Raw genomic sequence first — 11969 nt, 5'->3', positions numbered from 1 at the left:
CGCCCCCGCCGCCAGCCGCTCCGGCGGCAGGCCGGAGAGGGTGATGGTGGTCAACGGCATGAAGAAGCAGGCCACCGCGAAGCCCTGGATAAACTGTGGCCACGCCGAGGCGCCAAAGTCCATCCCCGGTTCGAAGGTCCAGGCGCGCCAGTAGAAGCAGACCGCGTACATAATAAAGCTGAAGGTGACCAGCCGCCGCATATCGAGCTTATGCGCGAAGCGGCCGATAATCGGCGACAGAATGACCGGGATCACCCCCACCGGCGCCGACGCCAGGCCGGCCCAGGTCGCGGTGTAGCCGTAGACCTCCTGCAACAGCTGCGGCAGCAGCACGATGGCGCCGAAGTAGAGCATATAGGCCAGACTGATACAGAGGCAGCCGATGGTGAAGTTGCGCGACTTAAATAGCGATAGATCGACAATCGGGTTATCGTCGGTTAGCTCCCAGACGATCAGGAAGCTTATCGCCACCACCGCCACGATGGTCAGAATGATAATCTCATTGGAGGAGAACCAGTCCAGCTCTTTACCCCGGTCCAGCATCACCTGCAGGCTACCGATACCGATGATCAGCAGCGCCAGACCGACGCCGTCGATCCGCCGCTGTTCGGTTTTGGTTTCCCGGTTGCGCAGGGTCTGCAGGGTCATCAGCACCACCGCCACGCCAATGGGCACGTTGATAAAGAAGATCCAGCCCCAGTGATAATTATCGCTGATATAGCCGCCGAGGATCGGACCGCAGATGGGCGCGACAATCACCGTCATTGACCACAGCGCCAGAGCGATAGAGCGCTTCGCCGGGGGATAGTTGCTGAGCAGCAGACTTTGCGACAGCGGGATCAGCGGCCCGGCGACGATCCCCTGAATGACGCGGAAGAAAATCAGCATCGTCAGGCTGTTGGAGACGCCGCAGGCCCAGGAGGCAATGGCGAAGGCGGTGGTTGACCACAGGAACAGCTTCACCTCGCCGACGCGCTTGGCCAGCCAGCCGGTGATCGGGATGGAGATGGCGTTAGCGACCCCGAACGAGGTGATGACCCAGGTCCCCTGGCTCAGCGACGAGCCAAGGTTGCCGGCAATGGTCGGGATCGCCACGTTGGCGATAGTGGAATCCAGCACCTGCATGAACGTCGCGAGCGACAGCGCAATGGTCATAATGACCAGTTGCGCGCCTTCCAGCGGTTTTTGCTGTTGCATTACACTCACCCCGAATTATCCGGCGTTGGCCTGAATGATCTCGTCTATCAGCTTATTAACCGGATCGAGAGCGATTTCGCGGGCATTGCTCTCGTAAACCGGGGAGCTCCGCACCTGGCTGGCCAGCATTTCACCATCGCGATCGGTGGTGTTGACTTCCACCAGCGTCGAGAGACCGATACGCAGCGGGTGTTCCGCTAGTTGTTTTTCATCCAGCTCGATACGAACCGGCAGGCGTTGTACCACTTTGATCCAGTTGCCGGTGGCATTCTGCGCCGGCAGCAGAGAGAAGGCGCTGCCGGTGCCCATATCCAGACCGACCACTTTACCGGTGTATTTCACGTCATCGCCATAGATATCGCTGATCACGGTGGCCGGCTGGCCGATACGCATATGCGCCAGCTGAGTCTCTTTAAAGTTAGCATCGATCCACAGGTTGGTCGCCGGGACCACCGCCATCAGCGGCGTGGTGGTGCCAATCTGCGCGCCAGGCTGTACCGAGCGACGGGAAACGTAGCCGCTAATCGGGCTGACGATCTGCGTACGCTGCAGGGCCAGCCAGGCGTTACGCACTTCAGTGGCCGCCTGGAGCACCGCCGGCTGCTGTTCCAGCCTGGTGCCCAGCACGATCGCCTGGTTGGCGTTGTACTGCTGGATTGCCACGTCGAGTTCGGCCTGTGCGCTGGCGACGGTATCGCGGGCGTGCTGCAGCTCTTCGCGGCCAATGAGGTTCGCGGCGCCCAGCGGGATGCGGCGGTTCAGGTCAGCCTGCGCCTGGGCAAGGGCGGTTTTTTTGACGTCGATATTTGCCTGCAGCTGCTTGCTGTTGATCATCTGCTGGCGGGTCTGACGGACGCTGGCGGCCAGTTGGGTCTTAGCCTTTTCAAACGCCTGTTGGGCATCGGTCCGATCGAGCGTGACCAGCGGATCGCCTTTCTGCACGTAGTCCGTGTTGTCAGCCCAGACTTTGGTCACGCTGCCCGCGACCTGAGCCATAATTTGTACCTGATTCCCTGCTACGTAGGCATCGTCGGTCTCTTCGTAGTGACGCAGTACCAGAAACCAGTAAATCCCATATGCCACGGCAATAATAATGAAGAGCAATGTCAGCAACAGAAGGGCGCCTTTACGCTTTCCTTTTTTGCTGCCTGGTTGCTGCGGGGTTTGGCTCTCCGCATTTGCACTCATGTTATTCTCCACGATCTTATTATTTCACATCGGCTGAGCCGACCTGTTTATCAGAAAGGCCAGCAGAGATCTGCTGGCCTGGCTGTTTTCCTTGCAACGTAAAAATGGGCTGAGCGACGCCGCCCTTAGCGTAGAGAGTCCGCTAGCACGCCTTCTTCTTCCATCTGATCAAGGCGGCTCAGGAGTTTGCGGGTGATGTGTTCGAGCTGATCTTTTTCGCTGGTGCTAAGTGAAGACCACAGCTGATGCAGGCAGTTATGCTGCGGCGGCAGGACTTCACGCAAAAACTGATGGCCCTTTTCGGTCAGTTGCAGATGCAAACAGCGACGATCGTTATCGCTCTCGCGGCGCTCAATCCAGCCGCGTTTTTCCAGTTCATCAGCGATACGGGTGGCGTTGGTACGTGACGAGCCCAGCGCACAGCTCAGCTCGGACGGCTGGATGCTGTGGTTTTCCTGTGACTCCAGCGTAATCAGCGCCATAAATAATGTCTCGTTAATTCCCTGCGCTTTGAGCATTTTATTGCGATTTTCCAGCAGCTTACCTTGCATATGCATGCAAAGACGAGTTAACAGGATCTCCTGAAACGGGAAATCTTCATGGCGGCTGGCGCGGAACTTGAGCATTTGCTCAATGGGAGTAAACGAACTATCCATTTGGGTATGACCTCATTAATTACAGCCGATATAATAACTATTGTGACAAATAAATCAAATGAATTATTGACCAAAATTGATACGTAAAGCTTAGAGCCCGTTGGTGATTTTCCATGCCAGACCATAGGCAAACGCCGACAGCAGGGTCGGGACAATGATGCTGCGGGTTTTCCAGAAGGCGGCCCCCAGCACCAGGAAGCCGGTCAGAGTCGGCGCCAGGCGATGGGCATCGGCGAGGATCTCCGGCACGCTGGAGACCACCAGCAGCGCGCAAATCGAGGCGATGCCAATAGTATCCAGCAGCACGCTGACCGGGCCGCGGCGGGCAGGACGGGCGTGGCCGGCGCGCAAACGCAGAGGAAGATAGCGAAAGAGATAGTTGACGCCGCCGACTATCACCCCGAGCAGAAGGACTTCACTGTTCATCCGGCATCCCCTTGAGCATGGCCTGAAGCAGCGCCGTCAGACACCCGCAGACAATTCCGGCGAGGATCGCCGCCGGAATGGAAAATAACAGAATGCCGCCCAGCGCGCCCGCCAGCGCCGCCGTGACGCAGAGTGACTGATGACGCTGGAAAGAGGCCAGCAGGAAGCTCATAAACAGCGCCGGCAGCATAAAGCCGAGGGCGGCTTCCACCGCCGGATAATCCACCAACAGGCCGTTGCCGGACCAGGCGCCGGCCAGCGTGCCGCACACCCACGATGCCCACGAGGTAAAAGCGAGACCGAGCATCCAGTTTTCGCTCCAGCGGCGGTTATCGCGAACCAGCCTGGCGGTAGCGGCGGCGAAAACCTCATCGGTCAGGCCGAAGGCCCAGAGGGCGGTTTTCTTTTTATCCAGCGCTGAGCGAATGCGGCTGCGCAATGAGGGGCCATACAGCACGTGGCGGACATCCATCGCCATCACCGTTAGGGCGGCGACCCACAGCGAACTGCCGGCGGCCAACATGGCGGTGATCACAAACTGGCTGGCGCCGGCGTAAATAATGCAGGAGAAGAACAGGCTTTCCAGCGGGGTGAAGCCCAGCCGGGTGGCATTGAGTCCGAAGGCGAATGCCACCGGAAGGTAGCTGATGACGATGGGGAGACTGTCTTTGATGCCTTCGCCGACGGTGGCGACGCGTTCAGGTAAGGCACAGGTTAAGGGCGCGGGGTTTTCCATATGAATAACTTATCGCTGGATCCATGTGAAGGTGGCAATTTGACCGATGTCTCCACCTTAACAGAGCGCGATGCGCCTTAACACTATGGAAATTCCTGGAATCGCTTTTCTATGACCTGGCCACGAGAAAGGGGGCAAGGGGGCCGGATAAGGCGCTGGGCCTTATCCGTGAGCGGGTTTACTGCTGCGCGGCGAGGGCGGTTTTCACCCAGCTGTCGAACAGCGGCTGGTGGGCTTTGATCCAGCCATCAACGTGGCCGTTAATGTCGGCTTCGGAAGCATGGCCTTCATGCATCATCGCATTCTCGGCGTTGATGTCGGCGATCGGCAGCTTCATGATGCTAAACAGAGTGGCGGCGGCCGGATTTTTCTCCGCCCAGGCTTTGTTAGCGACGATGTGCATGGTGTTCACCGGGAAGCCATAGTTGGCGCCGTTGGCCAGTTTGGTGTCGATGTTTTTCTGCTCGCCCGGAAGGGAGGAGAACGGCACCTGCAGCCAGACGACGTCCTTGCCAGGCTTCAGCACGTCGCTAACCCAGTACGGCGTCCAGGTGTAGTAGAGCACCGGTTTACCCTCTTTATACCGGGCAATGGTGTCGGCCATCATCGCCGCGTAGTTGCCCTGGTTATGGGTGACGGTTTTGCTCAGGCCATAGGCGTCAATCTGATGGTTAATCACTGCTTCGCAGCCCCATCCTGGGGTACAGCCGGTGAGATCCGCTTTACCGTCATTGTTGGTATCAAACAGTTTGGCGATCTGCGGATCTTTGAGCTGATCGATGGAGGTGATGTGGTACTGCTCAGCGGTTTTTTTGTCGATCAAATAGCCCTGGGCGGCGCCTGAGACGTACACTCCTTTGCGATAGAATTTGTTATCACCGCCCGCCGCGGCGTACATGTCATCGTGCAGCGGTTGCCAGTTGGTGGCGATAAAGGTGGTATCTCCGGCGGCAATTGACGTATAGGCAACGTTATAGTCCACTTCGCTGGGTTTCTCGACGGTGTAGCCCAGCTTCTCCAGCGCGCGACTGACCAGCAGGGTCTGGAAGCTCTCTTCGGAGATAGTGCTCTGAGCGGGCTTCACCGTAATCCCTTTACCCGGCAGGTCGGCGGCGAAGGCGCTGGTGGCGAGCAGGGTGGCAAAGGCGGCGGTGGCCAACATCGTACTATGTCGCATGGTGGTTCCTCTTATTGTTTAACGGGAAGGGCCGCTCCCGGGCATCGGCTGGTGTCGGGGAGCGGCGCTGTTATCGACTTATCGACAGAAAGGGCGAGTGATAAGCCCCAGCGGGCCGGTGGTGTACCAGCGGCGGTTGCCGCGACTGCGGGCGTCGCGACCGACGGCCTGGGTGAGGCGGTCAAGAATAATCGCCAGGATCACGATCCCCACCCCGCCGACGGTCGCCAGGCCCATATCCAGGCGGCCGATACCGCGCAGCACCATCTGGCCGAGGCCGCCGACGGCGATCATCGAGGCGATCACTACCATCGACAGGGCCAGCATCAGGGTCTGGTTAACCCCGGCCATAATGGTGGGCATGGCCAGCGGCAGCTGCACCTTAAACAGCAGCTGGCGCGGGCTGGCGCCAAATGAGCGCGACGCTTCGATCAGATCCGCAGGCACCTGGTTTATCCCGAGGATGGTCAGACGGACGATCGGCGGCAGGGCGAAGATAATCGTCACCACCACGCCCGGTACGTTGCCGATGCCGAACAGCATCACGATCGGCACCAGATAGACGAACGCCGGCGTGGTCTGCATGGCATCCAACAGCGGGCGGATGATTTTCGCCGCCCGCGGGCTGCGCGCTAGCCAGATCCCCAGCGGCAAGCCGATAACCATGCAGAACAGCAGGGCGGTGAGGACCAGCGCCAGAGTGACCATGGCTTGCGACCACGCGCCGATGGCGCCGATGGCAATCAGCGATACCAGAGTGGCGACCCCCATGCCGAGGCTGGAGATCTGCCAGGCGATTAGCGCGAAGACGATAATCGCCACCGGCGCCGGCATCCCCAACAGCAGCTGCTGGAAGGCGCTGAGGATGTAGTCGATCGGCACGCGGATCCCCTGGAACAGCGGACGGAAGTGCAGCACGATCCAGTCGATGGCGTGGGTCACCCAGCTGTCGAGCGGGATCAGGGTCTTATGGAACGGATCCATGATATTGAACTGTTCCGGCTGCGGCGCAGGGGCGCTGTGCAGCCAGTCGGCGCCGCCGCCATTAGCCGGCGCGGCAGTAGAGGCGCCACCCCAGGCATCGGCAGCCTGCGCGGCGCTGTCGGTTGACGGGGCGCTGCCCCACGGATTGGTCTGATCAGCCATGATTCACCCCCTCGCGATCTAAAGCCTGGAGCAACATCCGTTTGGAAATGATGCCAATGTATTGTTGTTCTTCATCCACTACCGGCACGGCGCACGGAGCGTGGCCGACGTGGGAGAGCAGATCGCTGAGCGGGGTTTGCGCTTCCACCGCCAGCGGGGCGTCAATCAGCGCCGCCTCGATCCCCTGCCCGGCGCTGAGGGCTGTTTTCAGAGAATCAATCGAGACAATCCCGACAAAGCGATTACCGCGCTCTATGACATAGCCATATTCCCGGTCTTCATCCTGTAATAATTTCAGCGCCGAACGGGGGCCAAAACCAGGCGTTTTACGAATCAGGCCAACCGGGCTGCGGCGGGCAATATCTTTCGCGCTGAATACCTGGCTAATATCCACGCCGCGGAAGAAGGTGCGCACATAATCATTGGCCGGATTATTTAATATTTCATCCGGAGTGCCGACCTGGACCACTTCGCCATTTTGCATAATGGCGATACGATCGCCAATTCGCATGGCTTCATCAAGGTCATGGGAAATAAAGACGATAGTGCGTTGATGCTTCGCCTGTAATTTGATGAGCTCATCCTGCATTTCGGTACGAATGAGCGGATCGAGCGCAGAGAAGGCTTCATCCATTAACAGAATATCGGGATTAATCGCCAGGGCGCGAGCTAAACCGACGCGCTGGCGCATGCCGCCGGAGAGTTCATCCGGCCAGGCGTGGGCATAATTCTCCAGCCCCACCTGACGCAGCGCCTCCCGGGCTTTTTGCTCTCGTTCGGCGGCGGGAACGCCGGCAAGCGCCATGCCAAACGCCGTGTTGTCGAGCACGCTCATGTGCGGCATCAGCGCAAAGGACTGAAAAACCATCGCAATTTTCTTGCGACGCACCTCGCGTAGCTCGGCATCCGACATTTTGGCGATATCGACCCCGTCAATCAGCACCTGGCCGCGGGTGGGTTCAATCAGGCGATTGAGAAGGCGAACCATGGTGGATTTCCCCGAGCCGGAGAGCCCCATGATGACGAATATCTCGCCTTCTTCAATGGCCAGACTGGCGTCTTTGACGCCAAGCGACAGCCCCGTTTTTTCCAGTATTTGCGCTTTGTTGAGTCCTTTCTCAATATATTTGAAAGCACGGTGTGGATGCTCGCCAAATATCTTATAAAGATTTTTGATTTCTAATTTAATTGCCATGCAATAGAGAAGTTCCTGTTATTTGTTTATTGCGATATGATACCCGATGGTGATTATGATCTTTTTACACCCTAACATACTCAGATTCTGTGACAACCCTCAATGGCAAACTCTCGGCAAAATCAGATGGGGGCAACTGTGGCTAAGCCCCCGTGATATAAGGGCTGGGCGGTAATTTGTTGTTGGTAATATTTTTTGATTATCTTTGGATAATTCTACTGAAATGGACCGGTTTTCTGCTAAATATGACGAAGTGATGACGGTTAGGTCATGGAGAGAATATTTGGTGGATTAAACGCTATTTTGTGAAATTAATCACCAGGAATCCGCCTGCGATATTCCTGGTGAAAGTACGGTTAAAAGTCCCAATCGTCGTCGGCGGTCTCTTCCATTTTTCCTATCACGTAGGAGGAGCCGGAACCGGAGAAAAAGTCATGGTTTTCGTCGGCGTTGGGCGACAGCGCTGCGAGGATTGCCGGATTGACCGCCGCCATCTCCGCCGGGAACAGCGCCTCGTAGCCGAGGTTCATCAGCGCTTTGTTGGCGTTGTAGCACAGGAAAGCGCTGACGTCGTCGAACCAGCCGCTCTCGCCGTACAGCTCCCGGCTGTAGGCCAGTTCGTTGTCGTAAAGATCCATCAGCAGATCGAGGGCGAAATTTTTCAATTCTTCGCGCTTGCCGGGGCTGACGATCTCCAGTCCTTTCTGGTACTTGTAGCCGATGTAATAGCCATGCACCGCTTCATCGCGAATGATCAGGCGGATCAGATCCGCAGTGTTGGTCAGCTTTCCCCGGCTGGAGAAGTACATCGGCAGCCAGAAGCCGGAGTAGAAGAGAAAGGATTCGAGGAACACGCTGGCGATTTTTTTCTTCAGCGGCTCGTCGGCCTGATAGTAACCCAGCATCAGCTGCGCCTTGCACTGCAGGGGATCGCAGCTTTCGCTCCAGGCGAAGGCGGCATCCACTTCCTTGCTGTGGCACAGCGTGGAAAAGATGGAGCTGTAAGAGCGGGCATGAACCGCCTCCATAAAGCTGATGTTCGACAGCACCGCCTCCTCATGCGGGGTTAAGGCGTCCGCCATTAGCGCCGGGGCGCCGACGGTGTTCTGAATGGTGTCAAGCAGGGTCAATCCGGTAAAGACGCGAATGGTCAACTGCTGCTCCGCCGCGCTGAGGGTTTGCCAGGCGGGAATGTCGTTCGACAGCGGCACTTTCTCCGGTAGCCAGAAGTTGCTGGTGAGACGGTTCCAGACCTCAAGATCTTTATCGTCATCAATGCGGTTCCAGTTGATTGCGCTGACGCGCGTTAAATGGGTCATCCTGTTCTCCTTACAGCGCGCAGGACACGCAGCCTTCAATTTCAGTGCCTTCCAGCGCCAGCTGGCGCAGACGGATGTAGTAGAGCGTCTTGATGCCTTTCTTCCAGGCGTAAATTTGCGCCTTGTTGATATCGCGGGTGGTGGCGGTATCGGGGAAGAACAGGGTCAGCGACAGCCCCTGGTCGACGTGGCGCGTCGCCTCGGCGTAAGTGTCAATGATCTTCTCCGGCCCTATCTCATACGCATCCTGGTAGAGGGCCAGATTGTCGTTATTCATAAATGGCGCGGGGTAGTACACCCGCCCGGTTTTCCCCTCTTTGCGGATCTCAATCTTCGAGACGATCGGGTGAATGCTGGAGGTGGCATGGTTGATGTACGAGATCGAGCCGGTGGGCGGCACCGCCTGCAGATAGCGATTGTAGATGCCATAGCGCATGACATCGTCGCGCAGCTGGCGCCAGCTTTCCCGGTCGGGCAGAGAGATGCCGGCGCGGGCGAACAGCGTGCGCACCCGTTCGGTTTTCGGCTGCCACTCCTCCTGCAGATATTTGTCGAAGTACGCCCCGCTGGCGTAGCGCGACTGCTCGAAGCCGGCGAAGCGCTGGCCGCGCTCGCGGGCCAGCTGCATCGAGGTGTGCAGCGCGTGCCAGGTCACGGTGTAGAAGTAGATATTGGTGAAGTCCAGCCCCTCCGGGCTGCCGTAGGCAATGCCCTCCCGCGCCAGGTAACCGTGCAGATTCATCTGCCCCAGGCCGATGGCGTGGGAGGCCGCGTTGCCGGCCGCCACCGAGGGAACCGACTGAATGTCGCTCATGTCGGACACGGCGGTCAGGGCGCGCACCGCGGTGGCGATTGTGCGGCCGAAATCCGGCGAGTCCATGGTATGGGCGATGTTCAGCGAGCCGAGGTTGCAGGAGATATCTTCCCCGATATGCGCATAGCTGAGGTCTTCATTATAGGCGGACGGCGTACTGACCTGCAGGATCTCCGAACACAGATTGCTCATGGTGACCCGCCCGGCCACCGGACTGGCGCGGTTCACGGTGTCTTCAAACATGATGTACGGGTAGCCGGATTCAAACTGGATCTCCGCCAGGCGCTGGAACAGGTCGCGGGCGCGGATCCAGCGTTTGCGGACCCGCTCGTCGGCCACCAGCTGCGGATAGAGGTCGCCGATGGCGCAATCGGCGAAAGGTTTGCCGTACAGCCGTTCGACGTCATAAGGCGAGAACAGGGCCATCTGCGCATCTTCTTTCGCCAGCTGGAAGGTGATATCAGGGATCACCACCCCCAGCGATAAGGTTTTGATGCGGATTTTCTCATCGGCATTTTCACGCCGGGTATCAAGAAAGCGTAAAATATCGGGATGGTGAACATGCAGCCAGACCGCACCCGCCCCCTGGCGGGCGCCGAGCTGATTGGCATAGGAGAAGGCGTCCTCCAGCATCTTCATCACCGGCACCACCCCAGAAGACTGGTTTTCGATGCGCTTGATCGGCGCCCCGGCCTCGCGCAGGTTGGAGAGTAAAAAGGCCACCCCGCCGCCGCGCTTCGACAGCTGTAGCGCCGAGTTCACCGCCCGGCCGATGGACTCCATATTATCCTCAATACGCAGCAGGAAGCAGGAGATCAGCTCCCCGCGCTGCTGTTTGCCAGCGTTAAGGAAGGTCGGTGTGGCGGGCTGAAAGCGGCCGCTGAGTATCTCCTCCGTCAGCTGCCGCGCCTGCTGTTCATCGCCCCGGGCCAGCGTCAGGGCCACCATCACGCTGCGTTCGGCGAAATCCTCGAGGTAGTGCTTGCCGTCAAAGGTCTTCAGCGCATAGCTGGTATAGAACTTCCAGGCGCCGAGGAAGGTCTGAAAGCGAAACGGAGCGCGCCGGGCATGGGCGAACAACGCCAGCACAAACCCGCGGTCATAGCCGGCCAGCACCTGCGGATCGTAATAGCCCTCGCTGACGAGCCAGCTGAGCTTATCCTCCTGGCTGGGGAAGGTGAGGGCGTTGGGCTGAACCTGGGTCGCCATAAAGGCCTCAACCGCCTGGCGATCTTTCTCAAACGGGATGCGGCCCTCGCTGTCGTACAAATTCAGCATCGCGTTGAGGGCGTGAAAATCCACGGCGGCGGTTATACGTTCTGCGGTTGTCGTTGCCAAAATTCGCTGACTCCTTTACGCACGGTGTTGATATCGTCGGGGGTTCCCATCAGCTCGAAGCGGTAGAGATAGGGCACGGCGCATTTTTGCGCGATGACATCTCCGGCACGCCCCCAGCCGTCGCCAAAGTTGCGATTGCCGGCGGCAATCACTCCGCGGATCAGCTGGCGGTTATGCACGTCGTTTAAAAAGCGGATCGCCTGACGCGGTACCGCGCCGGCGGGGCCGCCGCCGCCATAGCTGGGAACGATGAGAATATAGGGCTCGTCTACCCGCAGATGTTCACGCTCGTTCAGCGGGATGCGCACCGCCGGCAGCCCCAGGCGCTGCACAAAGCGATGGGTATTCTCCGAACGGCTGGAGAAGTAGACGATGAGGCTCATGCGCTGGCCGCCGTAAAGGAGGGGCGCAGGCGATTGATCATATCCGGGCGGAAGCCGCTCCAGCGCAGCTCACCGGCGATCACCACCGGCAGCTGGCGAAATCCCTGCTCGCGCAGGGTGTCGGCGGCATCCGGCTGCTGGTCGACGTTGACCATTTCAAAGGCCAGTCCCCGGCTCTCCATGGCTCGCCGGGTGGCATGGCACTGCACGCAGTCATTTCGAGTGTAAATAATAATGCGCATGATTCGTATTTCCATTTAAGATAACAGCACGGCGCTAAACATAGCGTCGAACGTAGTGGGCCATTCGATAAGGAAATACTAGATGTAGTTATTTAAAACTTCAACCACTCAATATATAGCGTTTTTGGCAAGCGAGTCCCCCCCCCGGGGGG

General features: G+C 58.5%; 12 protein-coding genes. All 12 read right to left on the bottom strand.

The window, feature by feature from the left end; all coding sequences use genetic code 11:
* Positions 1-1197, bottom strand: a 1197-nt coding sequence (locus tag HMPREF9538_RS03660; protein ID WP_009486175.1) for a DHA2 family efflux MFS transporter permease subunit, incomplete at its 3' end; no start/stop codon positions are given.
* Between the two features lie 15 nt (positions 1198-1212).
* The gene (gene emrA, locus HMPREF9538_RS03665; protein WP_002914339.1) at positions 1213-2385 is read right to left on the bottom strand and encodes a multidrug efflux MFS transporter periplasmic adaptor subunit EmrA; all 1173 of its coding nucleotides are present in this window, start codon (positions 2383-2385) and stop codon (positions 1213-1215) included.
* Between the two features lie 125 nt (positions 2386-2510).
* Positions 2511-3041: a transcriptional repressor MprA gene (gene mprA / locus HMPREF9538_RS03675; protein WP_002914337.1), complete on the bottom strand. Its 531-nt coding sequence runs from the start codon at positions 3039-3041 to the stop codon at positions 2511-2513.
* Positions 3042-3131: 90 nt separating this feature from the next.
* Positions 3132-3467 (bottom strand): L-valine transporter subunit YgaH, encoded by a 336-nt coding sequence (ygaH, locus tag HMPREF9538_RS03680; RefSeq protein WP_004174712.1) that lies wholly within the window; start codon positions 3465-3467, stop codon positions 3132-3134.
* The gene (locus HMPREF9538_RS03685) at positions 3457-4203 is read right to left on the bottom strand and encodes an AzlC family ABC transporter permease (protein WP_004900051.1); all 747 of its coding nucleotides are present in this window, start codon (positions 4201-4203) and stop codon (positions 3457-3459) included. The genes ygaH and HMPREF9538_RS03685 overlap by 11 nt, the downstream gene beginning before the upstream one ends.
* Before the next feature lie 178 nt (positions 4204-4381).
* Complete coding sequence (proX, locus tag HMPREF9538_RS03690; protein ID WP_004149446.1) at positions 4382-5380, bottom strand: glycine betaine/L-proline ABC transporter substrate-binding protein ProX; 999 nt, start codon at positions 5378-5380, stop codon at positions 4382-4384.
* Between the two features lie 78 nt (positions 5381-5458).
* Positions 5459-6526: a glycine betaine/L-proline ABC transporter permease ProW gene (gene proW / locus HMPREF9538_RS03695; RefSeq protein WP_004174727.1), complete on the bottom strand. Its 1068-nt coding sequence runs from the start codon at positions 6524-6526 to the stop codon at positions 5459-5461.
* Positions 6519-7721 carry a glycine betaine/L-proline ABC transporter ATP-binding protein ProV gene (gene proV / locus HMPREF9538_RS03700; RefSeq protein WP_002914328.1) on the bottom strand — a complete coding sequence of 401 codons (1203 nt, stop codon included), beginning with the start codon at positions 7719-7721 and terminating at the stop codon, positions 6519-6521. Before proV ends, proW begins: the two co-directional genes overlap by 8 nt.
* A gap of 356 nt (positions 7722-8077) precedes the next feature.
* Positions 8078-9040, bottom strand: coding sequence for a class 1b ribonucleoside-diphosphate reductase subunit beta (gene nrdF / locus HMPREF9538_RS03705; protein WP_009486173.1), 963 nt, complete (start codon positions 9038-9040; stop codon positions 8078-8080).
* A 10-nt stretch (positions 9041-9050) separates the two neighbouring features.
* Positions 9051-11192, bottom strand: coding sequence for a class 1b ribonucleoside-diphosphate reductase subunit alpha (gene nrdE / locus HMPREF9538_RS03710; RefSeq protein WP_002914325.1), 2142 nt, complete (start codon positions 11190-11192; stop codon positions 9051-9053).
* Positions 11165-11575, bottom strand: coding sequence for a class Ib ribonucleoside-diphosphate reductase assembly flavoprotein NrdI (nrdI, locus tag HMPREF9538_RS03715; RefSeq protein ID WP_009486171.1), 411 nt, complete (start codon positions 11573-11575; stop codon positions 11165-11167). The genes nrdE and nrdI overlap by 28 nt, the downstream gene beginning before the upstream one ends.
* On the bottom strand, positions 11572-11817 hold the full coding sequence (nrdH, locus tag HMPREF9538_RS03720) for a glutaredoxin-like protein NrdH (protein WP_002914320.1): 246 nt from the start codon (positions 11815-11817) through the stop codon (positions 11572-11574). The genes nrdI and nrdH overlap by 4 nt, the downstream gene beginning before the upstream one ends.
* Positions 11818-11969 lie beyond the last annotated feature (152 nt).

This window comes from Klebsiella sp. MS 92-3 (assembly GCF_000195655.1).
Taxonomy (GTDB): Bacteria; Pseudomonadota; Gammaproteobacteria; order Enterobacterales; family Enterobacteriaceae; genus Klebsiella; species Klebsiella pneumoniae.
The sequence above is the reverse complement of the archived record's forward strand: the minus strand, read 5'-3'. Positions and strand labels throughout refer to the sequence as shown.

Bases quoted from the DNA above. Each gene is read 5' to 3' on its own strand.
- proV (WP_002914328.1), bottom strand. From the start codon at position 7,721: ATGGCAATTAAATTAGAAATCAAAAATCTTTATAAGATATTTGGCGAG.
- proW (WP_004174727.1), bottom strand. From the start codon at position 6,526: ATGGCTGATCAGACCAATCCGTGGGGCAGCGCCCCGTCAACCGACAGC.
- nrdI (WP_009486171.1), bottom strand. From the start codon at position 11,575: ATGAGCCTCATCGTCTACTTCTCCAGCCGTTCGGAGAATACCCATCGC.
- nrdH (WP_002914320.1), bottom strand. From the start codon at position 11,817: ATGCGCATTATTATTTACACTCGAAATGACTGCGTGCAGTGCCATGCC.
- emrA (WP_002914339.1), bottom strand. From the start codon at position 2,385: ATGAGTGCAAATGCGGAGAGCCAAACCCCGCAGCAACCAGGCAGCAAA.
- mprA (WP_002914337.1), bottom strand. From the start codon at position 3,041: ATGGATAGTTCGTTTACTCCCATTGAGCAAATGCTCAAGTTCCGCGCC.
- nrdF (WP_009486173.1), bottom strand. From the start codon at position 9,040: ATGACCCATTTAACGCGCGTCAGCGCAATCAACTGGAACCGCATTGAT.
- HMPREF9538_RS03685 (WP_004900051.1), bottom strand. From the start codon at position 4,203: ATGGAAAACCCCGCGCCCTTAACCTGTGCCTTACCTGAACGCGTCGCC.
- ygaH (WP_004174712.1), bottom strand. From the start codon at position 3,467: ATGAACAGTGAAGTCCTTCTGCTCGGGGTGATAGTCGGCGGCGTCAAC.
- proX (WP_004149446.1), bottom strand. From the start codon at position 5,380: ATGCGACATAGTACGATGTTGGCCACCGCCGCCTTTGCCACCCTGCTC.